The sequence below is a fragment of the Desulfopila inferna genome (genome assembly GCF_016919005.1).
Lineage (GTDB): Bacteria > Desulfobacterota > Desulfobulbia > Desulfobulbales > Desulfocapsaceae > Desulfopila_A > Desulfopila_A inferna.
Genome location: NZ_JAFFQE010000001.1, coordinates 749893 through 774792 on the forward strand (window position 1 = coordinate 749893; position 24900 = coordinate 774792).

A 24900-nucleotide genomic window follows, 5' to 3' on the forward strand; every position below is an offset into this window, starting at 1 on the left:
TCCATCCTCATTTCAGGAGTAGACAATGGCAGCATCAAGCGGCGATAAAGCAGGCAGCGTTGAAAACGCGATAAACCAGATCCACCGTCAGTTCGGCAAAGGCTCAATCATGCGTTTGGGAACCTACGAACTCGAGAATATCCCCGTCATCCCCACCGGCGCCCTGAGCATGGATATCGCTCTTGGTGTCGGCGGACTTCCCAAAGGAAGGATAACGGAGATTTACGGACCGGAATCTTCCGGTAAAACAACACTGGCTCTCCATGCCGTTGCCGAGGCTCAAAAAAGAGGTGGCACGGCTGCATTTATCGATGCCGAGCACGCACTCGACACCAATTATGCCGAACGTCTTGGTGTTGATGTGGACAACCTCCTGGTTTCCCAACCCGATTTTGGCGAACAGGCTCTGGAAATTGCCGAAATCCTGATTCGTTCCGGAGGAGTTGATATAATTGTCATTGATTCCGTGGCCGCCCTGGTTCCCAAAGCCGAAATAGACGGCAATGTCGGGGATTCCCACGTCGGTCTGCAGGCGAGGCTGATGTCGCAGGCCATGCGTAAATTTACGGGCGTTCTCAACCGCAGCCACACCGTTCTTATCTTTATCAACCAGATCAGGATGAAAATCGGGGTAATGTTCGGCAATCCCGAAACGACCACCGGCGGAAACGCCTTGAAATTTTACTCTTCCCTGCGCCTCGATATCCGAAAAATCGGACAGATAAAAGATGGCCAGGAGATAGTCGGCAACAGGACCAAAGTTAAAGTCGTCAAGAATAAGGTTGCCCCTCCATTCAAGCTCGCCGAATTCGATATTATCTATGGCGAAGGTATTTCAAAGATCGGCGATACGCTGGATCTCGCCTCCGAAAATGACATCGTTGACAAGAGCGGCGCCTGGTATTCCTATAACGGTGAAAGAATCGGACAGGGCCGTGAAAACGCCAAGCGGTTCCTTGCCGATCAGCCTGAAATGATTGCTGAGATAGAAGCCAAGGTGCGCGCGGCCTATGGGCTCCCCCAGGAAGAACCATACAAGAAGGAACCGGTAGCCGCCAAGAAAGAGAAAGAGAAAGAGAAAGAGAAGTAAATTCTTGATGTTGAAGGACTAGCAAAGTTGCCGGTTGCCACGAAAGTTTCGGATGGCCGGATAAAGACAAGGCGCAGTGTTTTTTGACAGGTCTTCGACTATACAGGTCGATGGCCGGCCAAAACCTTAAAGCCTGTGATCTGGATTTCTCGAAGTCCGGGTTTCGCGACGCCATCATCCATATACATAATATCACTCAGCGAATTCAGTGCAAAATAATGCGTACTCTTCACGAACATGAACATTACGACGTGATTATTGTCGGCGGAGGCCCTGCAGGACTCTTCGCCGCCTACTATCTCGGTGAACACTCCAACCTCAAAGTCCTTCTTCTGGAAAAAGGCAAGGCTCCTTTAGAGAGGATCTGCCCTATCGGTGATAAAGGCTGCATTAAATGCCGTCCCTGCAATATACTCTGCGGCGTCGGCGGGGCCGGTCTTTTTTCCGACGGCAAACTCAACTTTATCCATAAACTCGGCAAAACCAACCTCCTCCAGTTCATGCCACTTTCCGAGGCAAAAGCGCTGATCGATGAGACGGAGGCAATTTATAATCGTTTCGGCATGGATGGCCCCGTTTTCCCAACAGATATGGGTAAAGCCGAGGATATACGGAAGGCTGCACGCAAACACGGCATTGAACTCCTGCTGATAAAGCAAAAGCATCTCGGCAGTGACAATCTGCCGGGTCATATCGCCAAGATGGCTGATTATGTCGAGCGTAGCGGCATTACCTTTCATCACTCAGAGGAAGTTATCGACATACTTGAAGAGAACCAGAGAGTAAAGGGTGTGGTAACCCGTAAGAGCACCTATTCCGCCGATAACGTCATCCTCGCTCCCGGCAGAGTTGGCGCCGAATGGATCGGCAGTATCGCACGTAAATTTGGTCTTAGCCTTTCTCAACGGGGAATTGAGGTCGGCGTACGCGTGGAAGTACATAATGAGATTATGCAGGATCTCTGTTCCGTAATTTACGATCCCACCTTTTTCATTCGTACCAATCGATATGACGACCAGACCAGGACCTTCTGCACGAATCCTGGAGGGTTTGTCGCCTTGGAGAACTATCAGGATTTTGTCTGCGTCAATGGCCATGCCTTCGGCGATAAAAAATCGGCTAACACGAATTTTGCCTTTCTCTCCAAAGTCGTCCTGACCGATCCCGTTGAGGATAATCAGGCCTACGGTGAATCAATAGGCAAACTTGCCTCCATTATCGGCGGCGGAAAACCGATTCTGCAGCGTTACGGTGATTTGAAGCGAGGACGCCGCTCAACCTGGGGGCGAGTCAAGAACAGCTACATCGAACCGACCTTGAAAAATGTAACCTGCGGTGATATCGCCATGGCACTGCCGGAACGTATTCTTACCAACCTGATGGATGGCCTCACTCAATTAAACCATATTGTCCCCGGGGTTTCTAACGATGAAACTTTACTCTATGCCCCGGAAATCAAATTCTTTGCCACTCAAGTCGAAACCGACAACAGGCTGGAGACAAAAATCAAAGGTCTCTATGTCGCCGGGGACGGACCGGGTGTTGCGGGTAATATCGTCTCAGCGACAGCAACTGCTCTGATTCCGGCTAAAGAGATTATCCGCCTGTATTCTCAAGTTGAGGTAAGTGAAAGTTGATGGACGCTTATCGCAGAGTTTATCTCTCCCTGCAGGTTTTTGGCAGGCCTTTGACCCTACTACCCGTATCGTTAGGAGCCTACCAAAAACACTGCTCTTTTGATGTTTCTATGTTCCTGTTATCCTGATTCGTTTAAATTCTTAACAAAATGTCGGCGGGATAAGGCCGCAGCCAATTCCTTGTGAACCCGCCAGAACCTTGAATTATCCATGCCGCTGGGTCAAAAAAAGATCAGCAGCGTTGACAGGCTGCTTAGCGGTATTATAATCGAATTTTGGCAATGATTATTATTGCTAAAGCGATACCAAGAATATTCCATATCAACCTACAAGAACTCGAGGTCATGATGATGGTAACCAAGGAAGCACCAGGATTCACAGCTACTGCAGTACTTGCTGATAATAGCTTTAAGGAAGATTTTTCACTTAAGGATTTTCGTGGTAAGTATGTCATTCTCTTCTTCTATCCGCTCGATTTTACCTTTGTCTGCCCTTCTGAAATTCTGGCATTCAATACAGCGTTTGAGGAATTTGAAAAACATAATTGTCAATTGATAGGCATATCCGTTGACTCACATTATTCTCATCTCGCCTGGAAAAAAACCGCTGTCAAGGACGGAGGTATCGGCAATATACAATATCCATTGGTAGCCGACCTCGACAAATCGATCTCACTCAACTACGGCGTTCTTCTTAAGGAAGGAGTAGCTCTGAGAGGACTTTTCCTCATTGATCGCGAGGGCATTATCCGCCATCAGGTCATTAACGATTTGCCGCTGGGAAGGAGTGTCAATGAAGCTCTGCGGCTGTTGCATGCACTTCAGTTCACCGAACAACATGGTGAGGTGTGCCCGGCTAACTGGCAGAAAGGTGAAGAGGCTATCACACCTTCAGCAGAAGGAATCGCCGAATATCTGACCAAACATTCCTGATTGCTTCGGCAAAGCATTTCCAATCATTGCAGGTGGTAAAGACAAAAGAAAGAGCAAATGGAGGTAACGGCTCACGGCTGTGAGCTGAATAATGGTCCCATTGCTCTTTCTGTTGACCTGAGATGGCAGATAAGATTATTTCTATTATGCTTCTTCTTCTGTGAATGTTCTTTTCGCCATTTCCATATCCAGGGCAAAAAGACCTGCGGAATCATCTCCTATCAAGGCAAGCCTGTCAACGACGTTACCTACATTGGCTTCCTCTTCCACCTGTTCGGCAATAAACCATTGCAGGAAATTGTTAGAGGCATGATCTTTCTCTTTGATGGCTAAGTCTACAAGATCATTTATCATTCCTGATATCATCTCCTCATGCTTCAAGGCTTCCCTGAAAATATGAAGAGGAGAGTCCCATTCGGATTCAGGTTTGTCAATTGCCTCAAGAATTACCCTTCCACCTCGTTCATGGACGTAGGTGTAAATTTTTTCGGCATGAAAGGTTTCCTCTTTTGCCTGTGCCCGCATCCAGATGGCAAACCCAGTAAGACCTTTCGATTCCAACCACCCGCTCATGGAAAGATAGAGATAGGAAGAAAACATTTCTGCATTGATCTGGCGATTCAATTCAACATCCATTTTTTCACTTAACATATAGTTGCGCTCCTTTAAGTTTAAGTAGCTATTCAGCAGCACTACATCTGCACAGTTCAGACTACTGCTGGTTTTAAGCTCTTTGCCGAAAGTTAATTTATTTTCCCAATGGGACTTTTTCGGTTTATTTATACTATGCTGCCAAGACAGATAATCATCATCGTAAAAAGAAGAGAAAAGTTCAGGTAGATGAACAATAATCTGTAGTTGGGGCTTTTTGCGCAGAGCATGGGATAATAAAAAATTCCCAGCAGCAGCACAGCATTGACAACTATCAGAGTTCTTGCGCCATCGTTGAATGAAGACGGTAATATCGTAAATGTAAGCATTATTGTTGCAAGTGCCGTTATCCACGGCAAAGATATACGTCTTAAGGCTTCCTCCGACAACATCTTCAGAATATTGGGTGAAATACCACCGCTGTAGTCAGATTTATGGTTGAGGACAATCAGGAAAACATGAGGCACCTGCCAGAAAAACAGAAGAAGGATCGGCAAAGCCGCATGGAAGGAAAAACCTACTCCCCCTGCTGCCAGCCAGCCGATATATGGAGGAATAGCCCCGCAGACCGCACCTGGAATAATAGCATAAAGAGACCAGGATTTCATTCTGGTATATATTCCATTATAGATAAGAATACCGGCCAGGGCTGCACTGAAAACCTTGACGTTGAAAAACAGGAGAATACTTATGAGTCCTGTGGTAATGAGCAAAAATGACTGCAAAAGAGCATGCCCATTGGACAGCTGGCTCTGAACAAGCGGGCGTTTTTCCGTTCTTGCCATCAGACGATCATGATGACGCTCCTGATAGGAGTTCAGAGATGCACCGCCGCATGCCAAGAGAAACACTGCAAAGAAAACGGACAATGCCTCAAGGGAGATTGCCTGAGATGCAAATATATACCCGAACAGCGAAGAGAAAGCGACCAACAGGCAAAGCACGACCTTAGAGATTTCAACACTCAGTATGACTTTCCGGAAAACTCCCTCACGACTAAGCACTGCCATTATTCACCTCCGTCTTCAGGCACTACAAAGACATAGATCGAGCTTTTCACGGGTCCACCATATAAAAAATCAGTGTTGCCATCATTATTGCAATAATAATCGCAGGGACAGCCAACCAGATGACTTCAAGAATCAGGTTGCAGCCGATATCTTCAGATTCGTAATCCTTGCCGCATCTTCTGGAAATTGCAAGGACAATCATTGTCGCTGTTATTCCTGCCAAAAGGAGTACCGATATTCCAAGACAACCCCAGAAGGCAATATTTTCTCCATTTAAGGAAGTCATGTTTTCTGCACACGTCTCCTGATGATATTGGAACTTGTTTCCAGTTCCATCATGTTTTAAGGAACTTTTCAGTAAAAATATGACCTATTAAGTTCACATGTAATAAAAAATTAATCATCGGCGCGGATGGCGCCCCGGTATGCTGCGGCGAGGAAATGAAAGTCCTGAGAGAGAACACCGTTGATGCGGCTTTAGAAAAGCATGTCCCTGTCGTTACCCGGTCGGAAGAAGGCATAGTCGTCACGGTCGGTTCCGTAGATCATCCGATGACGCCTGATCACTTATATTGAATGGATTGAAATCATTTCTGCAACATTGATTCTCTTTCTCAGGCCTAGTGATCAACCGAAAGCATATTTTTCTGAACTTAAGGGTGATTAATAACAGCCAGAGTCTATTGCAACCTGCACGGCGTATGGAAAGAGCAGTAGTAGACTTTCCCAAACTGGCCCAAGCAGCGCTTTCGGCACTGCTTGGAGTAAATCAGCACGTTCCTCTTCAGCTCATTCCTATTCACTGCATCTTCTGAACGGAAGAGCCCCCGCTACAGACACTTTCTACGACCTTCATTTGTAATAAGTATATCTCTTTTGTAAACTATAAAGATATCAAATCACCGTTGTCGTCACTCCTGACTTGATCCAGGACTGCAGATACGCTTGGTCAAAAAAAGAATTACCGGCTTCCCACCTTATAGGCCAAAAAACAGATCGGCGGATTTGAGGTTCCGGCAAGAATTATTTCCAGAAAATGTTGTGTGAAATCCTGAGAGTAGCTGTATAATCATTTCAGAAACAGTTTTTTATCTTTTCGGGGAGCAACGACTCCCACCTTGTATACTTTCAAATATCAAATGGAGATAGATATGGCAAAGATTAAAGACATTCACGCGCGTGAAGTAATCGACTCAAGAGGCAATCCAACAGTCGAGGTTGAGGTTACCCTTTCATCCGGAGCTATGGCAAGGGCAATCGTTCCTTCAGGTGCCTCAACAGGGGAACACGAGGCACTGGAACTGCGGGATGGAGGGGATCGATATCTGGGTAAAGGGGTCAGAAAGGCCGTTGCCAATGTGAACGACAAGCTTAAACCGGAATTGATCGGCAAGAGCTGTGATTACAAGGATATCGATAAAATCATGCTCGAGCTGGATGGGACGCCGAATAAAAACAAATACGGCGCTAATGCGATCCTGGGAATTTCACTGGCAGTCGCCAGAGCCGCCGCGAACGACAAAGGCCAATCGTTTTTTTCTTATCTCGGCGGCAATGCCGCCAACCTGCTCCCTGTTCCAATGATGAATATCGTCAATGGCGGTGAGCATGCCGACAACAATGTCGATATTCAGGAATTCATGATCATGCCTCATGCTTTTTCCTCATTTTCACGAGCACTCCAGGCAGCGTGTGAGATTTTCCATACACTCAAGGGTCTGCTCAAAGAGAATGGCATGAGCACTTCGGTTGGCGACGAGGGCGGCTTTGCACCTAATCTTGACAGTAATGAAGAGGCCCTCAAATATATTATGAAGTCTATTGCCAAAGCCGGCTACGATGGGAAAATTTCCATAGCCCTTGATGTGGCCGCAAGTTCATTCTATAACAAAGAGAATGGACTTTATACATTTGAGAATGCTGAAGTCGATACCAGTTTCCTCATTGAGTATTATGGACGGCTGGTGAAAAACTACCCCATTGTTTCCATCGAAGACGGTCTCGACGAAAATGACTGGGATGGCTGGCAACAATTGACATCAGAACTCGGCGATAAGATACAGCTGGTTGGAGATGACCTTTTCGTCACCAATGTTGCTAGATTGAGCCAAGGTATAGAAAAGTCCATTGCCAACTCAATTCTAATCAAGGTCAATCAAATAGGTACCCTCAGTGAAACTCTTTCCGCCGTCGACCTCGCCTCAAAGAACGGCTATAGTTCGGTTATTTCCCACCGTTCCGGAGAAACTGAAGATACAACCATAGCACATCTTGCTGTGGCTACGAATTGCGGGCAGATCAAGACGGGATCGCTTTCACGTTCAGACAGGATTGCAAAATATAACGAATTACTGCGGATAGAAGAAGAATTGGGAGTCAGAGCGGTGTATGCAGGAACCAAATTCGAGGAAATCCTGCCCAACTAAGATCGCCTACCTTTTTTAATGATCAGGGCGTCGAAGGCAAACAGTATAAGAAACAACGCCCTGATCCATTCTCTACGCACCCGGGGCGTTGGCACAACAACATCAGCAGAGCCCTCTATGTCAATTCTTTTCGGGTTAAAATGCGATAATGCGTTTTAAAACTTGTAGAATAATTGAAGGCAGGTGTAAAGCACCAATTGAGCAGGGAAAGAAGGCGGGTGCTGACCAAAGGAAGCCCAACGCTTTTGCTAAAACTTAAAAAACCTTTTGAACCCTCTTCCGGTCAGGGCTTTTTTCAACTCCGGAATAAGAATATCACAATTAAGTTTTACCATGGCAGTCGAGACATTCAGGCTCATGCTGATAAGAAGAAATCCACTCCCTGTTTTTATCATATAAAAGCGTCCCTCGGCAAACACAAGATCCATCTCATTAAACTCTTCCAGAGAATCGATGATCATCTTCCAGCTAAGGGTGCTTTTTTCCGGCAGGAAACGCTTATTATCCAAAGATTCGAATAGCACCTTGCCTGCTTCGGACAACAATACAAGTCCATGGACACCATCCATGTTAAGAATATCTTCAAATAATTTGTCCATTTCCCTCGAGTCGGCTGACTTTCCAAACCTGCCTGGTCTAAAATCCGGTAAAGCCGGATAAGTACCTTTAAGAAATTCTCCCTTAAAAAACAAGAAAAGAATTTCACTGATACCAGAAAAGGACAGGCAGAAATTATCCTTGTAGTGAAACCGGAGCTATTAAGACTGCAAGCTGATGAAGACCTGAAAATTACCACCGGCCATCATTGCCAACCTGACCCTGAATTTCTTACCTCATGATCAGATTCCGCGTATCCTCAGCAAGCATTACCAACAACTTTCATTCCAGCATCATGTCTTAATTCACAGTATTTCAGAAATATTTATTGATACTGCACCAAAACATTGATTATTTTGTCCTGGGGACATTTCCGGCTTAACTGGAGAACTGTGGTAGGCTTTCCCGGAAGGACAATTTTGTTAAATTCACCGCCGCTATCAATATAGCCTACCCTGAGTCTGCCGAAATTGAACATTGAGCCAAGCTCAGTTAAAAACTCAACAATATTTCCCATGCTCTCGTCATGATAAATATCTTTCAAACCGGTTTTATCTCCAACTTCCCGGTAAAGCGTTTCTCTGATTTCTCGCAGTCGAGAATTATTCGGTTTTTCGGAAACAGAAGGTTTGGCCCCTGCACGAAATATCGGAACCGAAGGAGAACTGATTTCGGTCTGCCCGGAAGGCGCTGGTATGGATTCCCCAAGTTCTTCAGAATCGAAAAACTCTTCAGGGAGATCCAGACTGCCAAGCTCATCGGCGAAGCTGACTGGTTGTTCTGACTCCGAAGCAATGGTTTCACTTGTAGAGGATGGTTGCTCTGCTATAGACTTAAAACTTTCGCCTTGATCACTTGAGGTCAGCAGATCTTCTTGTTCCTCTTCTTCATCTTTCATGCCCACTGCCTTCATTATGATAGGCTGCAGTTCACTATTGATGGTATTATTGCGGGCTGCACATTCATTCTGAATAAATAATGTGACTTCTTCCCAGGTGAATACTCTGTAGGCAGCTTCGAGGCCGAGAATGTCGCCGACCCTTGCATCCAGCAGGTTTCCTTCACTAAAATACAGAATACCGCCTTTTTCAGTTTTTTTATCCAGGATGCGAATTGTGCAGGTCTTCGCCTCCATCTCCATAAGCTGCAAAAAAACGGTCGGTGAGACGTTATGCATAATACCGCCATTCGCTTCTTTCTGCAGGGTACTCATTATGATCTTCCCCAGGTCATCAACCTGGAAGGGTTTGCTGATATAGGCAATGACACCTTTTGCCTTGGCGAGTTTGTACATCTCTGCCGTTCTATAGCCTGAAACTATTATTACAGGAATGTCAGGATATTTTTCCCGGGTATGGGAGAGCAGGCTCATGCCGTCCATTCTCGGCATTTTTAAATCCAGAACAATCAGGGAAATAGATGTTTCTTTGAGCTTCTGTACAGCCTCGAAGCCATCATTTGCCATGAGCATAGAGAAATACTCGGAATATGCGGCAAATCGTTTTTCCACGGCCAGCAGCATAATCTGATCATCATCAACAAAAAGAACCTTTCTTAACATCCCTCACTCCGCTGCTATTGCAGTTGATTATTGTTGATATGCCATGGCTGATAGTCTCGCAGGAAATTGCCACGATGTCAGATGGCTAGATAAAAAGTTCAATGTATTTTTTTGCCAGGCCTTCTTCGACAATACAGGTAGTATTCGAAGGTCCCGGAATCTGCAACGCGGGCCCGATCGGGCTTTCTCGAAGTGTGCGCTTATCGCGATGCCATCATGGCTTAAAAGGCCCGCCGTAACCTCCGCGGCAGGCCCTTAAAACACATATTCTTCACTAACCTGTTATTGCCGATACAACCAGCCGGGACTATCTCCTTTTACGGGTCAGCCTGGAGATGGAGAGGCGAATACTATCCTGCATTCGCATAATTGCAGCAGCAAGATCTCCAATCTCATCCTTGGAAGAAGTAGATATTTCGACATCGAGATCACCGATGCTAATTCTGTTTGCCGCATCGGTAAGCTTCCTGATAGGCGTTACGATTGCCCTGCTGGCAAAATAGGAAATGATCAGGATGGCAAATACTGTGCCGGCGAGCAGCGAAAAGGCAAATATACGTGCTTTTTCAAGAGGCTCAAATGCCTCCTCCTTTTCCTGTTGAATGGCTAAAGTCCATCCTAATTTTGTTCGCTCGGCAAAGCCTATGGTGTCCTTTCCGTTAGCATCAACAAATTCAACACGTCCCGCACCTCCACTACGGCCGGCGACCTTGACCAGAGGATGGCTGCTCATATTCTCCTGCTGAGTTACAAAAGCATTATTCCTATGAGCGACGGCTTTCCCTGTTTCGTCAACCAGGAAGCTACTGCCGGTTCGGCCCTGGGAAAATGTAGTAATAAGTTCTGATATTGTATCACGCGTCATTGCAGCGGCGAGAACCCCTACAATTGTGTCACCATTCTTGATGGGCACTCCTATAATAAGCGCCGGCTTTTTGGAAGTTTTACCTATCGCATTCTGCCAGGCTAATTCCGCTCCGCCGACAACGTCTTTCACATATTGCCTGTTGGAATAATCTGTAAGTGGATTGCCATCGTTACGGGCTATATTCATCCCTTGCTCATCAGTGGTAAAAACAAGATACATCCAGGGATATTCGGCCTGCAGCGCCTTGAGCAGAATTTCCTGTTCATATCCGTTCATGGATTTTATAGCGGGAATATTGGCAAAAGCCTGGAGGACCCTGACGTTCTTATCGATCCATTCATCAACCTCTGAAGCCAGAAGTCCCGAGACAAGCTCGCCTGTTTTATTGGTTTCTGCAATGATCCTGGTGCTTGTCTGGTTGAGGGATAGTGCAAAATAAATAGCTCCGGGAATCAGGCTTACCAGCAGCATCATCAAAATTACTTTTGCAGTGAGACCGAATCCAGAGCGTTTTTTCTTCTCAGCAGGAGCAGAGGTCATCGCTGCCGCCGGTTCGGCTCTTCCCACGGAAGCAGCATGCGCACCACCATCAGCTTCCATGGCAGCGTTTCCTGTCTTTCTTGAACTCTCCCTGGAAGTATCTTTATCCAGTTCGCTCATTAATAAGGCATCCTCCAGGGATGTCATATCATCGTCTTCCGTCATATACTCGGTTTTATCAACAATAATGCTGGAGGAACATCCTTTGCACTTAAACCGGGCTTTATCTCCTACAATTTTGGAAGGATCAATCTGATATTTAAGACCACATTCCTCGCATATAACTACCATTATCCTTCTCCTTGTTCACAAAAAATAAAATATTTTTCTAAATTATTGTGGTGTTTTAACTACACCTTATTCAGAGATACTCAACTCAGCTTATTGAAATCGCATATTAGTTTGACACGGCTACCCTCAGCAAGCTTAGTATCCTTTTTCCTTGATTTTTTTTAGCATAACCTGCTTAAATTGTATTCGTTTATCTTCCCTCTGGATTTCCCGGGAGAGCAGGTTGACCAGTTCCGCGGTACGATGTGTGGGAAAATTGGTTTTAAGAAACCCCAGATCCTCCAGACCATCTTCAACGACTATTCCTCCCAGAGGACCGATGGCAACCGAAAGCTGTGACACCAGATACGCCATGAACTCCTGGTCGACAGCATCCACCACCGCTTCAATTCGTTCAATCAATCTGTATTTGATGAGCCGTGCTGTAATAGGTCTGATAGCAGCGAGATCAAGACCCAGATCATCAGCAACTCGACCCAGTGTCTTATCTCCGTCAAAACTCATTAACACGCTGAGCATCTGTCCATCCAGGGATAACTTGCCCAGATCACCACGAATAGCTTGTTTAAAAACAAGGCCTGAAACACCTCCCGAAGACAATTCCATCGTAACTCCTTAAGTAAAATCGCAACTATTCAGAACAAAAGATAAAAACCCAAATCGGCTGTGCCGGCCAATGACCGGTCTGCAACTGTTTATCATCAAATTCCATCGGGTTAGCAGCGCATAGCCTATCAGATACAGGATACTGCTGAATTGTCACGAAAAATCTTCCGCTGTTTCATTACGGCACAGCTAAATGCGAACCAGTTCACAAAACAGTTCACAAAAATTTTGACAGCATCTATTGTCTGCCCCGGTTAACTGGATTCAACCCTTCAAAAGGCAAAATTCCCATTAAAAATTTTTCCAAATTCAAATATTCCTAAGGTACTAACCGGCTCAACCGGATAACCCCTCTCGAAATTTCTCTTGCAGAAACAAGATTAAAAACCCGAAAAAGGTTCTGAAGAAGGTATGGTGGGTATGGTATTCTAATGAAACTGACTACCAAAAACACAGCCGTATATTACCTTGCTTTTAAAATACAGCTCAAAAGGCACCTTTGTTCACTTCATCTCCTAACCTGTTCACATAACAAATAGTTGACGAAAACTCAAGCGGGATTTAATCTTTTTTTCTGTCTTTCCAATGGTCTCTGAACAAAAGGATCAACAAACTTAACCATTTACTTAAACTGAAAGTTTTCCATTACTTAAAAGATTTCCGTCTCCTTTCTTATCGGTATTCTACGCGCTGAATGAAAGGTATTTTTTTGATAAAAAAATAATATCGCATTTCTCATTCCGATGCTGCAATCAAGCTTTAGGCTCTTTGCTCAGCAAAGTAATCCCGATCGTCGAACAGTATCTACAAGACCGGATAGGCAGCTGCAGCATGACCAAAGATTTCTGAGGAATACTTGGCTTTTCCTTGCCTTCTTGCCCTTTTTCAACTTGTTGCATTTTTTTAATAGAACATAGTATTACTGCCATTACCTACAAAATTCATCAAATATCTGCTCGTCAATATTCTTCACACGTTCCTACACTATTCTCTATTACGCACGTTTTGCTGTATTTTTGTCTGCACTTGAGATTTTTTGATGAATTTTTAACTGGACATTCGTCATTATTCTGAATATATTTTCACGAAAGGAGAAAATAATATGCTGGACAAGAAAAGCCTTAGGATCCTGAAAATTCTTCAGGAAAAAGCGAGAATACCAAATACCGAGGTATCAAGACTTGTTGGCCTGGCACCCTCTGCCGTTCTTGAGCGCATCCGCAAGATGGAACTTCAGGGTATAATAGACGGGTATGAAGTGCGTCTCAACCCTGAGAGGTTTTTAAGAAACCAGGTGGCTTTTATCAATGTGGAATATGATGGAGGCTTTGATGGCGACGGCGCCATTGGTCAAGCACTTGCCGCAATTGAAGAGATCCAGGAAGTCCATTATATAGCAGGAAAAGATTCCTATCTTGTTAAATTGCGTGTTGCCGATACCAGAGAACTCGGGAATGTCCTGCGCGACAAGATCATCACCATTGAGGGAGTTCTTTCCACAAATACATCGACCGTACTGCAGACCTACAAAGAAACAGCCAGAATATCTATTCGATAATCTATAACATCAGGATTACACATGCCTATTTCAGAATCATTCAAATCCGCTCTCTATCCTGAACTCACCAGGATTACCGCTCATTTTGGGACTCCTTTTCATATTTACGATGAAGCGGGAATTCGCCGGACATGCCGGCAGCTCAAGGAGGCATTTGCGGGCATCGATTCTTTCCGGGAGTATTATGCCGTCAAGGCGCTTCCCAACCCCAGCATCCTCAGAATCATGCAGGACGAAGGTTTCGGTTTTGACTGCAGTTCGGTAACGGAGCTTCTGCTCAGCCGAAATATCGGAGCTACGGGCGAGGATATCATGTTCACTTCCAACAATACCAGCAAGCGGGAATTCCTTCTTGCCGAGAAAGACGGGGGCTGTATTCTCAATCTCGATGATATCTCCCTTCTTGACAAGGTCCCCAACCTTCCCGAACTCATCTCTTTCCGATACAATCCCGGAAACCTGCGCAAAGGCAACGACATCATCGGCGATCCGCTTGAGGCCAAATACGGGGTAAGCCAGGAACAGATACTTGCCGCCTATCGCCTGGCTAAACAGCGAGGAGTCAAGCGGTTCGGCATTCACTCAATGCTCGCCTCCAATGAATTAAACCATACCTATATGGTCCAAACTTCGCAAATGCTCCTGGATTTGGTCGAGGAAATCGAGAAAGAGCTGGATATCCGCTTTGAATTTATTAATATCGGAGGCGGGCTGGGCATACCCTACAGACCGGAGGAAGCTCCCTTCAACCTGGAAGCTATGGCCTCGGCTATCACCTCCCAATTCCGTCGCTTTAAAGAGAAATTTGGCTATATGCCCGCCCTCTACATGGAAAGCGGCAGGTTTATGACCGGCCCCCATGGAGTTCTGGTGGTCAAGGCCATAAACAGAAAATCGACCTATAGAACGTATATCGGCGTCGACGGCTGCATGACGGCGCTTATGCGTCCAGCCATGTACGGGGCCTACCATCATATCGATGTTCTAGGAAAAAATGAAGCGTCGCAGTCGGAAGTTGTTGACGTAGTCGGCTCTCTCTGTGAGAATAACGACAAATTCGCCATCCAGAGAGAATTGCCGCCGATCAAAGACGGCGACCTTCTCATCATTCAGGATACCGGGGCGCACGGGCATGCCATGGGTTTCAACTACAACGGCAAATTGCGGCCCAAGGAACTGCTTCTCCGCGAAAACGGAGCAGTGGACCTGATTCGCCGCGCGGAAACAGAGGAAGATTACTTCAGAACCTTACATTTTGAAGAAGACAGCATCACATTATAAGTGGCGTCGCCGATAGGAAAAAATTCCCGCGGATTACCATGACCATCAATATCAACAAATTCCTTGGTGCCGTCGGTGAAGCGGTAGCCGAGAAAAAAGTCCCGATTGTAGATCTCATTGCGGTACAAAGCAGAGATCCCTACAAGGTCCTGACGGCTACCATTCTCTCGGCGCGCACAAAGGATGAAACAACTACCCAGGCCGCGGCCAGACTCTTTAAAAAGGCTTCGTCAATTTCCGAACTGGCACTGCTTGGCGAAGAGGAAATCGAAAAACTGATTTATCCCGTCGGTTTCTACAAAAATAAAGCAAAATTTCTCAAAAAGCTTCCCGAGGCGCTGGAAAAGTTTGGAAATCGGGTGCCCGATACCATTGATGAGCTTCTCACTCTTCCGGGGGTCGGCAGGAAAACCGCCAATCTGGTTGTCTGTGCCGCCTTTCAAAAACCGGCCATCTGCGTTGACACCCATGTTCACCGGATCATGAATATCTGGCGCTATGTCGAAACTTCAACTCCGGAACAGACCGAAAATTGTTTACGGCAAAAGCTCCCCAGCGAGTACTGGATGACCGTCAACTCGCTGCTGGTTGCTTTCGGCCAGTCTATCTGTCGTCCCATGAGGCCGCATTGCGACATCTGCCCTTTGGCACAGGAGTGCCCGCGGCATGGAGTTATTCCACGGAAAGTGATACTCGGACCGGAGAAGTCCAACGGCATACAGCGATTCATTTCCTGGAACGTCAATGGTATCCGAGCCGCCGAGAAAAAAGGATTCATCAATATAGTCAATGAGCTTTCTCCCGATATATTCGCCATCCAGGAGACCAAGGCGCAGCCGCACCAGCTCTCGGAGGATCTTGTCAATATTCCGGGTTTCCATTCCTACTGGCACAGCGCACACCGCAAAGGCTATTCGGGGGTTGCCGTCTATGCAAAAGACAAGGCGGTTAATGTTATCGAAGGAATCGGCATAGAGGAATTCGACTGCGAAGGCAGGGTGCTCACTCTTGAGTATCAGCAATTCTTCTTCGTCAACATCTATTTTCCCAACAGCGGTCCCGGTTTAAAAAGACTGGACTATAAGCTTGCCTTCAACTCCGCTCTTCATGATTTCCTCGAACGGCTGGCCGAAAAAAAAGGAGTCGTCGTCTGTGGTGATTATAACGTCGCCCACAAGGAAATTGATATCAAAAACCCTAAGGCAAACGTCCAAAACGCCGGTTTCACGCCTGAAGAACGGACCTGGATGGATAGGTTTACAGCTTCAGGATTTATCGACACCTTCCGGCTCTTCAATCAGGATGGTGGAAATTACACATGGTGGAGCTATCGCTTTAATGCCAGGGCAAGAAATATCGGCTGGCGGATCGATTATTTCTGCGTTGACCAAGAGAGTAGAAAACGCGTCAAGAATGCGGTGATACTTCCTGACATCATGGGTTCTGATCATTGCCCGGTCCTGCTCCATTATGATGCCGGGGCATAAAATTTGCCCGTCGCGGCGTGCGCTTCTTTTGATAAAGTCGTGGAAAGTCACACGAAGGTTCAATTCTCCGATAAAAAAAACGAAATTCTGGAGATCTGGCTTTTACGCCGCCTTCTTTTTATACTCCCACACTTTTCAGGATCAGCAGGGCAGCTGTATAGGTCACCGCCGAAAGTAATGTCGTCAGCATTATTAAAGACCCCGCCAGTTCGGCGTCTCCCCGCATTTGCTGTGAAAAAATATAGGCTGCCGTCGCCGTCGGTGTCCCGGCAAAAATCACTCCCATCACCAGATCCCGACCATGTACTCCTAAGGCATGGAGGAGAAATGCCGCAGCCAAGGGCATCAGCACCAGCTTGAAGGCAGTGGCCACAAAAGCGACGCTGAGGTCTCCCCGCAGCTTCTTCACCGAAAAAGACGCCCCGATGGAAATAAGCGCCAGCGGCAAGGCCATGCCAGTGACGATATGCAGGGCACTGCCGATAACTCTGGGAATGGGAATCTCGAGAAAACTCCAGGCAATCCCCAGAAAAGAGGCCAAGATCAACGGATTCAGGAAAATCTGCTTAAGAAAGAATAGCGGCTTGATCCGACTTTCCTGGTGGGGCAGGAGAAGGGCTATTATGGAAAAGAAATTCAGCAGGGGCACGATGAAGCCCAGAACAATGCCGGCCGTTGCCAGACCTTCTTCCCCGTATGCATTAAAAACGATAGCAAGCCCTACATAGGCAAAATTACCGCGGAAAGAACACTGGCAAAAGGTACCGCGCGTTTCGGCCGGATAATTCCTGTATACTGCAAAGAGATAAGAGAGAAAAAAACCGACAAAGACCACCAGCGCCAGCCCCAATACCAGTCTGCCGTTGAAACTGGTGCTGAAATCCGCCGATGCAATTTTGAAAAAGAGTAGCAGCGGCAGTGCCAGATAGTACACCAGCCTGTTGAGCTGAAAAAGAAAGCCGTCGTCTACCAGAGAAGAGCGCTTAACCCCATAGCCGAGAACCACCACAATAAAAACAGGCAGTACTATGATGAGGATCTCTGAAAATATATTCAACATTGGCAACTTTATTACCCTCTTGAAAAAGAGTGTCGCGAAGTTTACCGATGGCAAAAGGAGATACAAGGCGGGGGGGAGGGGCCGGACTTCTTACAACGCCATCAGCTCTGGACCACCTTTTACCCAGTCCTGTCGTCGGAATTGGCCATCAACTCTCAGCACTCTCTTGCCAGCAGATCAGGTGAAACGATACGCATATATTCTATAAACTTCCTATGCCCGGCGGGAAATCCATAGTTTCCCAGATGATCACTGGTAACCCAATGATATTTTTGCGCAGCCTGCAAATTGGGCAACAGCGATTCCCCAGGGAGACGACAGAGATAACAGTGCAGAATGACTTTATATTTCGTATAATAATGGGTAATCTCCGTTATCTTTCTGCAGATCTCCACCTTAAAGGAGGTCTCTTCCTCATATTCCCTGAGCACGGCTTCTTCGGGAAGTTCTCCATCTTTCAATCTGCCGCCGGGAAACTCCCAGAGTCCGCCCCAGATATCATCATCAAGTCTCTGCTGGATGAAAATATGCCCATTCTTGACCAGCAATGCCGTCGCCATCTCTATGCGGATAAGCTTTTGGGGCTTCTTTTTAAGCGGCCGGTCTTCGACAAAATCACCGAGATAGGCATGGCACTGTCCAGCAACGGGACAATTGCCGCAGTCCGGATTTTTTGGAGTACAGACTATGCCGCCCAATTCCATGACAGCCTGATTGAAGTTCCGAGCATCCCCCGGCGGCAGCAGATCACGGGCCAGAGCTGTTATCTGCTCATGAACACCTCTGCTTTTCAGGGGGCTGTCTATATCGAAAATCCGGGCGAAAACCCGTTCGACATTGGCATCGACCACAACCACATCCTGATTAAAGGCAATACTGGCAATGGCAGAGGCGGTATAAGGCCCGATTCCCGGAAGATTCAAAAGCTCCCGATATTCATGCGGGATGCTGCCGTTATAGTGCAAGACCATAAGCTTGGCAGCCTTATGAAGATTGCGCGCTCTGGCGTAATACCCAAGACCCTCCCAATATTTGAGGATCTCATAGGAGGTGGCACTGGCGACAGAGACGACATCGGGAAACCGCTTCAGCCAGCGCTCGAAATAGACAACACCTCTCTCCATCTGCGTCTGCTGCAACATAATTTCCGATAACCACACCTGGTAAGGATCGTAATTTTTGCGCCAGGGCAGCTTGCGGCCATTGTTGCGAAACCAGCGCAATAGTGCACTTTGAAAGGATTGTACGTGTATATTCATTCTCTGCCGCACCACATGTACTACTAAAGATGACTAGGCCTTAGTCTTTCGGGCTTTCGTGAAGTCGGTTATATCCATACGGGTACTTATCGCAATGTCATCCAAAAACAAGGGCCTGCCTGAGACATAATCCCCCCCCAAGCAGACCCTTACAGTCACACTACGTGTCTAAACTACATCTTTTTGAACAGTTCAAGTGCTCTCTCATGGGTCATGGTGTTGCGCCAGTCAGGGCCGAAACAATTTTCCCAGAGCGGAGTAAGGCCGAGCGCCACCTTTACCATGGTATCAAAAGCCTCATCGTCAAGTCCTTTGGTGAGGTTTCTCGGCAGGTCAATCCGGTGTCTGGTCATCATCTCGCGAAATTCTCTGACTCCCTGAGGATATACCTCATCGAGATAGTCAAAGGTAATGCAGCAGCCTATGCCATGATGCGTTCCCAGCACAAAGGAGAGGCCATAGGACAAGGCATGACAGGCCCCGACCTGGGAATAGGCTATTGACATGCCTCCGAAAAGAGAAGCCATCATCAACTTGTCGTCTTTATCCTCACGATCTTCCAGAAAGACCTGCCGACAAAGTTCTATGGATTTCTCTCCGTACGACCTGCTGAACTCATTGAGAAAAGTTCCATGCAGCGATTCGACATCGTGGATATAGCAGTCCATCCCGGTATAAAACCACTGTTCCCTGGGGACATCGGCAATGAGTTCCGGATCAAGCACCATCTGATCAAACAGGGTATAGTCGGAATTGATTCCCAGTTTCTTTTCAGGACCGGTCAGTACGGTTGTTCGCGATACCTCGGCACCGGTTCCGGAGAGAGTCGGGATGCCGACATGATAGACGGCCGGGTTTTGAATGAGATCCCAGCCCTGGTAATCAGCAGCCGAGCCGGGATTGGTGAGCATCAGGGAAACGGCTTTGGCTATGTCCATGGTACTGCCGCCGCCGATGCCGATAACCCCGTCCGGCAGCACCGGAGCATAATCGTTGATGCGCTTCACCAGCTTATCTATATACTCTGTTTTCGGCTCATCGGTGACATTCACGTGCAGGAGAAAATCCTTGTCTCGCAAAGGAATTCTGCCTTCCAGGGTTTTACCCTGAAAAACATCATCAAGGATGAAAACCATATAGGAGTTTGCACTAATCCGTCGCGGTTGAAGTATCTCATCCAATTGGCCAAAACATCCCCTGCCGAACATCACCTTGGGAACTACACTGAAATTTCTATACATTTATTGCACCTTTGATAATCTTGTAAAAAGTTGCCACGAAGCTCTTAGAAGACTCGCAACTCAAATGGCTCCATATGAGTACCTTACAGATTGTTTCTTGTTTTTTTTGCAGGAAAATAATATGTCTAAAGGTTCTTATACTCCTCAAGGGGGTACTGTAAAGAGTCCAGTTGAGCTGGGTCAGTTTAACTGCCCTTCTTTTTCACCACGTTTCATTTTCTGCAATATCTGGATCAGGTCCCTGACATAGGCGCACTCGCACTGGGCACCGCACTTTTCCAGGTTCTCCTGATAGAGACAATGGGTTGGACATTCTTCTGTCAGGGTTTTCCTTTGCGGATAACAGCTGGCGGGATTGAGATCGTAGAACTCTCTGGCATTGACAACCAAGGTGGAGTAGCATCCCTCAACCTTGTGGGTAAAATAGAATAGCCCCAGTTCAAGCTTCTCAAAATTTACCTGATAACCATTCATTTCCAGTGAGATATCATGGATAAATGTTTCTCTGTCGCACCAAACGAAACCGCACATCGGGCATTTTTTAAAAATTTCCTGCTTCAATTTGAACCATAAGTTAAGATTTCTCTGGGTCTGAGCTGAAATTGTTCCCAACCCAGTATATCCATTTCAGCCCTGAACCTAAAAATTTCATTCCTTCCAACTGGTGAGCAGACTCATTAATGTATACAATGTCCCAGGCAAACCAAAAAATATGGTAACCATTCAGAGGTAAGCGCAGACTCCGGCAGCCCATAGGTAAACTATAGTTTTCCAGGCTGCTTGCGCACATCTGGAGTCTACGCTTACCTGGAGGGCTGTTGAACAGTTACAGTTCAGGCTAAACTGCTCGTTTTTTAGATCTTTGCTGAATAGTTACAAAATATATTTAATATGAGGCCCATCCAATGTCAAACCAGATGAACATAATAGACCCTTTACAGACGCCGGTCAATATTCCTCTGGCAGAAAAGGCTCGTCCCGATACACTTGATAAACTCTTCGGTCAGGACAAACTCCTCGGCCGGGGTTCTGTTTTGAGAAGCATGATAGACAATGACGACTTCAACTCTTTCATCCTCTGGGGCCCGCCGGGCACCGGTAAAACAACGATCGCCCGCCTGATCAAGAAAAATACCGCGCTCAACTTCTGCTCTTTCAGTGCGGTCTTGTCAAAAATAGCCAAGGTAAAGGAGATTATGGAAAGAGCGGATTATCTCCTGCGCGCAGAGAACCGGAAGACGTTGGTGTTTGTCGACGAAATTCACAGATTCAACAAATCCCAGCAGGATGCCTTTCTCCCCTACGTTGAGTCAGGTGCCATCGTGCTTTTCGGGGCCACCACCGAGAACCCTTCCTTTGAAGTTATTCCGGCGCTGCTGTCGCGTTGTCATGTTTTCGTCCTCGAGCCGCTCACGGATAAAGAAATTTTACCCATTTTAAAACATGCCGCCACCCTTCTTCCCTATGACATCTCCATCGATCCTGAAGTTTTTACTGCCATTTCCGAGCGCTGCGGTGGGGATGCCAGGCGCGCACTCAATACATTGGAGATGATATGCCGCAGAGCCGACAGAAACATTCCCATATCTCTGGATTTTGCCCTGGAGGCCCTTTCGACCCGATCACTTTTCTACGACAAGGGCGGTGAGGAGCACTACAATCTCATTTCCGCACTGCAGAAATCAATCCGGGGCAGCGACCCCCAGGCGGCACTGTACTGGATGGCACGAATGCTCGAATCCGGCGAGGACCCGCTCTATCTTGTCAGACGGCTGGTCCGCATTGCCAGTGAAGACGTGGGATTGGCCGACCCCAACGCACTCATCCAGGCTATGGCGGTCAAGGAGGCCGTCCATTTCCTGGGAATGCCCGAGGCCAATACGGCAATGACCCAACTGGTGGTATATCTGGCGACAGCACCGAAAAGCAACGCCTGCGAAACCGCCTACTTAGCTGCCCGGCAGGATGCCCTCGAAACCGGTTATCTCAAAGTCCCCCTGCATATCTGCAACGCCCCTACCTCTCTTATGAAGGATATGGGCTACGGCAAAGGCTATAAATACTCTCACGACTGCAAAGACAGTTATGGATATCAGAAATATTTTCCAGATGATATGCAGGAAAAGGTTTACTATAGACCCTCCCGATTCGGTTTTGAAAAAGATATCGCCAAGCGCCTGCAGTGGTGGGAAAATCTCAAAAAAGACCAGTTAAAGAAAGGGAAAGGATAATATTCTTCCTGGTTTGAACCGGAGACTGCAGTAGCCTCGCTTACTGCTGCAGTTTTGGCCGTTCAAGCAAATCAAGCAGATCGCAGGCAATCTTTTTATTAGCGGCGACAATTCCCCGGACGGGATACTCGTTTCCTCCCGACATGTCGGTAACGATCCCTCCGGCTTCCTCGACAAGAAGGACGCCCGCGGCAATATCATATATGTTGAGATCCATCTCCCAGAAACCCTCGAGCTTGCCTGCGGCTACATAGGCAAGATCGATGGCTGCGGAACCACACCGCCGGATATCGCGGATGTGAGGAAGAACTTTGGTCAGATAGTGAATATTGTTCGGTTCCCTGCCTGCCCGAAGGCAGGCGAAGCCGGTGGCCAGAACCGCATTGATCATCTCGGTTGCCGGCGATACGCTCAGCCGGGTGGCACCATTGAGCCAGGCGCCTTCCCCACGCACAGCAGTAAAGAGCTGCCCTAAGGCAGGAGCGTAGACGACACCCGCCTGGGTAATCTTCTTGTGCTGAAAAGCGATGCTCACGGAATAGAAAGGCTGACCGTGAAAATAGGAAGTAGTGCCGTCGATCGGATCAATAATCCAGCGATGATCGCTGCCATGATCGGTGATTCCCGTTTCCTCGCCTATTATATCATGATCTGGAAATTTTTCCTGTATGGCTGCGATGACAAAGTCTTCGACCTTGGCATCGACTACGGTGACAAGATCCCTTAGGCCTTTAAAATCAAGATCGTCCGCGGAAAGCTGTGCCGACTCCTTCAAGCAGATCTCACCGGCATCCCAGGCCAGCTTTTTCATAAATTCAATCATTCCTAACCCCCGGGAAATAGTCAATTTCAGATAAGATAATCCCGTAAAAAGTCATCGGCATTGCCGGGATGAACTCTGCGATAACCCTTACGGGCATAAACGCCGACTTCGAGCTTTTACGAGTCCATCAGATATCATATACCTCACCGAACTTCGGCACAACCACGGAATACCCCTCTTTTCCCAGGAAATCCTGGAAAGAGAGGGCTTGATCTTCCTCACCATGGACAAGGGCAATCTTTTTAATATTGAGGTTTGAGCTTTTCAGAAAACGCAGCATTTCATGGCGGTCCGCATGGGCACTGAAACCGCCGATTTTCTCAACCCGAGCCAGCAAAGGATAATCCTTGCCGTAAAACCGCATCATAGGAGGATCCCCTTTTCGGCCTCCCTCTTCAAAACGCCCGCCTTCCTCCTCGATCCTTCTCCCCAGGGTATTCTGCGCCATATACCCAACTATAAGAATGGTATTTTTGGGATTATGTATTTTGTAGCGCAGATGATGGAGTATTCTTCCAGCCTCACACATTCCCGAAGCGGAGATGACGATGTGCGACCTGGTATCCCTGGTTATGGCAATCGAATCCTCAACCGAGGTTGTGAAGTTGACCTCCTTGAAGTGAAAGGGATTCAAGCCGTTCTGCAGGAAAGTGTGATGCGTTTCCCGGTCATACATCTCGGGATGTTCTCCAAACACCTTGGTGATATTGGTGGCAAGCGGGCTGTCGACCCAGACCGGAACCTTGGGTACGCTGCCTTCATTATATAATTCATGTATATAATAGAGCAATTCCTGTGTTCTGCCGAAGGCAAAAGAGGGAATTATTACAGAGCCGCCTCCGCTAATGGTCCTATTGAGAACATCGCGTAATCGTGGTTTCAGATCGTTTATCGATTCGTGATCCCTGTCGCCGTAGGTGCTCTCCATTACCAGGAGATCTATGTCCCTGTCTTCCTCCTCGAACTCCAAAGTGGGGTTGCGTAAAATCGGTTTATCGAACCTGCCGATATCGCCGGTATAGCAAATTGTCCTGGTGGTGCCTTCACTTTTTACCTTGATGATACTCACGGCCGAACCAAGGATATGACCGGCCTCATAGAGCTTGCAGGTGATTCCTTTGCCGATGGTCACTTCTTCCTTATAAGGCAGTCCCTCAAACATGGAAAGAGCGATGTCTGCATCCTGCATTGAATAGATCGGTTCTATATGCTCGAGACCATATTTACGGATAAAATCCGAAATAGCACTGTCATTAATCCTGTGGGAATTATTTTCTTTGAGCAGCCCTTTAATTTCCCTGGCATCCCTGCCCTGGATCTTTCCATCCCGGCCCTGCATTTCGGCTAAGGCGCGTTTGACAATTTTATAGTTAAGATATTTGGCATCCGATTCCTGTATCTTGGCGGAATCCGGCAGAAGGTAGCGGCAGGTATCGTGTGTTGCCCGCGTACAGAATATTCTTCCCTGGAAGTCCTTGCGAGTCAGCAGCGGCAATCTTCCGGAATGATCAATATGTGCGTGGGACAGAACTATGTTTGTGATAATCGATGGGTCGAAAGGCATCACTTTGTTTTTTTCAGCTGCTTCCTTCCTGCGCCCCTGGAACATTCCGCAATCGAGCAGGATATGATCATTCTGCGTCGTGATCATATGCATGGAACCGGTAACTTCTCTCACTGCGCCTAAAAAAGTAATATGCATGAAATCCACTCCTTCCTCTCAAATAACAGGATCTTCTTCAGGTGACGGT

At 47.1% G+C, this 24900-nt stretch carries 21 protein-coding genes and 1 pseudogene; 9 read left to right on the forward strand and 13 right to left on the reverse strand.

The genetic code is table 11. The annotated features are described in order from the left end of the window. Positions 1-25: 25 nt before the first annotated feature. The 3 genes from recA (at position 26) to JWG88_RS03210 (ending at position 3659) form a co-directional block, all read left to right on the forward strand. The gene (gene recA, locus JWG88_RS03200) at positions 26-1090 is read left to right on the forward strand and encodes a recombinase RecA (protein WP_205232243.1); all 1065 of its coding nucleotides are present in this window, start codon (positions 26-28) and stop codon (positions 1088-1090) included. A gap of 218 nt (positions 1091-1308) precedes the next feature. Beyond that, on the forward strand, positions 1309-2727 hold the full coding sequence (locus JWG88_RS03205) for an NAD(P)/FAD-dependent oxidoreductase (RefSeq protein WP_205232244.1): 1419 nt from the start codon (positions 1309-1311) through the stop codon (positions 2725-2727). A gap of 344 nt (positions 2728-3071) precedes the next feature. Next, a complete protein-coding gene (locus tag JWG88_RS03210) occupies positions 3072-3659 on the forward strand; it encodes a peroxiredoxin (protein WP_371927032.1) in 588 nt (195 codons plus the stop codon). Between the two features lie 144 nt (positions 3660-3803). On the opposite strand, the gene JWG88_RS03215 is transcribed toward JWG88_RS03210, so the two are convergent. From JWG88_RS03215 to JWG88_RS03225, 3 genes are all read right to left on the reverse strand, one after another. Beyond that, positions 3804-4310: a ferritin gene (locus JWG88_RS03215; RefSeq protein ID WP_205232246.1), complete on the reverse strand. Its 507-nt coding sequence runs from the start codon at positions 4308-4310 to the stop codon at positions 3804-3806. Between the two features lie 128 nt (positions 4311-4438). Further along, positions 4439-5320, reverse strand: a complete 882-nt coding sequence (locus JWG88_RS03220) for a UbiA family prenyltransferase (RefSeq protein WP_205232247.1) — start codon at positions 5318-5320, stop codon at positions 4439-4441. Between the two features lie 46 nt (positions 5321-5366). Further along, positions 5367-5606 (reverse strand): cytochrome c oxidase subunit II, encoded by a 240-nt coding sequence (locus JWG88_RS03225; protein WP_205232248.1) that lies wholly within the window; start codon positions 5604-5606, stop codon positions 5367-5369. A gap of 155 nt (positions 5607-5761) precedes the next feature. On the opposite strand from JWG88_RS03225, the pseudogene JWG88_RS22055 reads away from it, so the two are divergent. Further along, positions 5762-6037, forward strand: a pseudogene (locus JWG88_RS22055) (desulfoferrodoxin family protein). A gap of 434 nt (positions 6038-6471) precedes the next feature. Next, on the forward strand, positions 6472-7746 hold the full coding sequence (gene eno, locus JWG88_RS03235; protein ID WP_205232249.1) for a phosphopyruvate hydratase: 1275 nt from the start codon (positions 6472-6474) through the stop codon (positions 7744-7746). A 248-nt stretch (positions 7747-7994) separates the two neighbouring features. On the opposite strand, the gene JWG88_RS03240 is transcribed toward eno, so the two are convergent. The 4 genes from JWG88_RS03240 to JWG88_RS03255 form a co-directional block, all read right to left on the reverse strand. Then, complete coding sequence (locus JWG88_RS03240) at positions 7995-8345, reverse strand: hypothetical protein (protein WP_205232250.1); 351 nt, start codon at positions 8343-8345, stop codon at positions 7995-7997. Positions 8346-8668: 323 nt separating this feature from the next. After that, positions 8669-9904: a response regulator gene (locus JWG88_RS03245; protein WP_205232251.1), complete on the reverse strand. Its 1236-nt coding sequence runs from the start codon at positions 9902-9904 to the stop codon at positions 8669-8671. A gap of 307 nt (positions 9905-10211) precedes the next feature. Next, positions 10212-11603 carry a HAMP domain-containing protein gene (locus tag JWG88_RS03250; protein ID WP_205232252.1) on the reverse strand — a complete coding sequence of 464 codons (1392 nt, stop codon included), beginning with the start codon at positions 11601-11603 and terminating at the stop codon, positions 10212-10214. Positions 11604-11738: 135 nt separating this feature from the next. Continuing rightward, entirely contained in the window at positions 11739-12209 is a 471-nt protein-coding gene (locus tag JWG88_RS03255) for a DUF8082 domain-containing protein (RefSeq protein ID WP_205232253.1), read from the reverse strand. Between the two features lie 1102 nt (positions 12210-13311). On the opposite strand from JWG88_RS03255, the gene JWG88_RS03260 reads away from it, so the two are divergent. Genes JWG88_RS03260 through JWG88_RS03270 form a run of 3 tightly spaced genes read left to right on the forward strand, consistent with a single transcriptional unit; the run spans position 13312 to position 16535 of the window. Beyond that, the gene (locus tag JWG88_RS03260) at positions 13312-13767 is read left to right on the forward strand and encodes an Lrp/AsnC family transcriptional regulator (protein ID WP_205232254.1); all 456 of its coding nucleotides are present in this window, start codon (positions 13312-13314) and stop codon (positions 13765-13767) included. 21 nt (positions 13768-13788) lie between these two features. Further along, on the forward strand, positions 13789-15048 hold the full coding sequence (lysA, locus tag JWG88_RS03265; protein WP_205232255.1) for a diaminopimelate decarboxylase: 1260 nt from the start codon (positions 13789-13791) through the stop codon (positions 15046-15048). 38 nt (positions 15049-15086) lie between these two features. Then, positions 15087-16535, forward strand: coding sequence for an exodeoxyribonuclease III (locus JWG88_RS03270; protein ID WP_205232256.1), 1449 nt, complete (start codon positions 15087-15089; stop codon positions 16533-16535). A gap of 118 nt (positions 16536-16653) precedes the next feature. Here the strand turns inward: JWG88_RS03270 and JWG88_RS03275 are convergent, their stop codons facing one another. From JWG88_RS03275 to JWG88_RS03290, 4 genes are all read right to left on the reverse strand, one after another. Further along, positions 16654-17595 (reverse strand): AEC family transporter, encoded by a 942-nt coding sequence (locus tag JWG88_RS03275; RefSeq protein WP_205232257.1) that lies wholly within the window; start codon positions 17593-17595, stop codon positions 16654-16656. Positions 17596-17750: 155 nt separating this feature from the next. Then, positions 17751-18854, reverse strand: a complete 1104-nt coding sequence (gene mutY / locus JWG88_RS03280; protein ID WP_205232258.1) for an A/G-specific adenine glycosylase — start codon at positions 18852-18854, stop codon at positions 17751-17753. Positions 18855-19027: 173 nt separating this feature from the next. Beyond that, complete coding sequence (locus JWG88_RS03285; protein ID WP_205232259.1) at positions 19028-20095, reverse strand: iron-containing alcohol dehydrogenase family protein; 1068 nt, start codon at positions 20093-20095, stop codon at positions 19028-19030. A 180-nt stretch (positions 20096-20275) separates the two neighbouring features. Then, entirely contained in the window at positions 20276-20626 is a 351-nt protein-coding gene (locus tag JWG88_RS03290) for a hypothetical protein (RefSeq protein ID WP_205232260.1), read from the reverse strand. 374 nt (positions 20627-21000) lie between these two features. On the opposite strand from JWG88_RS03290, the gene JWG88_RS03295 reads away from it, so the two are divergent. Beyond that, complete coding sequence (locus tag JWG88_RS03295; protein WP_205232261.1) at positions 21001-22326, forward strand: replication-associated recombination protein A; 1326 nt, start codon at positions 21001-21003, stop codon at positions 22324-22326. 40 nt (positions 22327-22366) lie between these two features. Here the strand turns inward: JWG88_RS03295 and JWG88_RS03300 are convergent, their stop codons facing one another. Continuing rightward, positions 22367-23149, reverse strand: a complete 783-nt coding sequence (locus JWG88_RS03300) for an inositol monophosphatase family protein (RefSeq protein WP_205232262.1) — start codon at positions 23147-23149, stop codon at positions 22367-22369. A gap of 127 nt (positions 23150-23276) precedes the next feature. After that, on the reverse strand, positions 23277-24851 hold the full coding sequence (locus JWG88_RS03305) for an MBL fold metallo-hydrolase RNA specificity domain-containing protein (RefSeq protein ID WP_205232263.1): 1575 nt from the start codon (positions 24849-24851) through the stop codon (positions 23277-23279). Positions 24852-24900 lie beyond the last annotated feature (49 nt).

Coding starts and splice junctions, on each gene's coding strand:
- recA (WP_205232243.1), top strand. CDS start 26: ATGGCAGCATCAAGCGGCGATAAAGCAGGCAGCGTTGAAAACGCGATA.
- JWG88_RS03205 (WP_205232244.1), top strand. CDS start 1,309: ATGCGTACTCTTCACGAACATGAACATTACGACGTGATTATTGTCGGC.
- JWG88_RS03210 (WP_371927032.1), top strand. CDS start 3,072: ATGATGATGGTAACCAAGGAAGCACCAGGATTCACAGCTACTGCAGTA.
- JWG88_RS03215 (WP_205232246.1), bottom strand. CDS start 4,310: ATGTTAAGTGAAAAAATGGATGTTGAATTGAATCGCCAGATCAATGCA.
- JWG88_RS03220 (WP_205232247.1), bottom strand. CDS start 5,320: ATGGCAGTGCTTAGTCGTGAGGGAGTTTTCCGGAAAGTCATACTGAGT.
- JWG88_RS03225 (WP_205232248.1), bottom strand. CDS start 5,606: ATGACTTCCTTAAATGGAGAAAATATTGCCTTCTGGGGTTGTCTTGGA.
- eno (WP_205232249.1), top strand. CDS start 6,472: ATGGCAAAGATTAAAGACATTCACGCGCGTGAAGTAATCGACTCAAGA.
- JWG88_RS03240 (WP_205232250.1), bottom strand. CDS start 8,345: ATGGACAAATTATTTGAAGATATTCTTAACATGGATGGTGTCCATGGA.
- JWG88_RS03245 (WP_205232251.1), bottom strand. CDS start 9,904: ATGTTAAGAAAGGTTCTTTTTGTTGATGATGATCAGATTATGCTGCTG.
- JWG88_RS03250 (WP_205232252.1), bottom strand. CDS start 11,603: ATGGTAGTTATATGCGAGGAATGTGGTCTTAAATATCAGATTGATCCT.
- JWG88_RS03255 (WP_205232253.1), bottom strand. CDS start 12,209: ATGGAATTGTCTTCGGGAGGTGTTTCAGGCCTTGTTTTTAAACAAGCT.
- JWG88_RS03260 (WP_205232254.1), top strand. CDS start 13,312: ATGCTGGACAAGAAAAGCCTTAGGATCCTGAAAATTCTTCAGGAAAAA.
- lysA (WP_205232255.1), top strand. CDS start 13,789: ATGCCTATTTCAGAATCATTCAAATCCGCTCTCTATCCTGAACTCACC.
- JWG88_RS03270 (WP_205232256.1), top strand. CDS start 15,087: ATGACCATCAATATCAACAAATTCCTTGGTGCCGTCGGTGAAGCGGTA.
- JWG88_RS03275 (WP_205232257.1), bottom strand. CDS start 17,595: ATGTTGAATATATTTTCAGAGATCCTCATCATAGTACTGCCTGTTTTT.
- mutY (WP_205232258.1), bottom strand. CDS start 18,854: ATGAATATACACGTACAATCCTTTCAAAGTGCACTATTGCGCTGGTTT.
- JWG88_RS03285 (WP_205232259.1), bottom strand. CDS start 20,095: ATGTATAGAAATTTCAGTGTAGTTCCCAAGGTGATGTTCGGCAGGGGA.
- JWG88_RS03290 (WP_205232260.1), bottom strand. CDS start 20,626: ATGTGCGGTTTCGTTTGGTGCGACAGAGAAACATTTATCCATGATATC.
- JWG88_RS03295 (WP_205232261.1), top strand. CDS start 21,001: ATGTCAAACCAGATGAACATAATAGACCCTTTACAGACGCCGGTCAAT.
- JWG88_RS03300 (WP_205232262.1), bottom strand. CDS start 23,149: ATGATTGAATTTATGAAAAAGCTGGCCTGGGATGCCGGTGAGATCTGC.
- JWG88_RS03305 (WP_205232263.1), bottom strand. CDS start 24,851: ATGCATATTACTTTTTTAGGCGCAGTGAGAGAAGTTACCGGTTCCATG.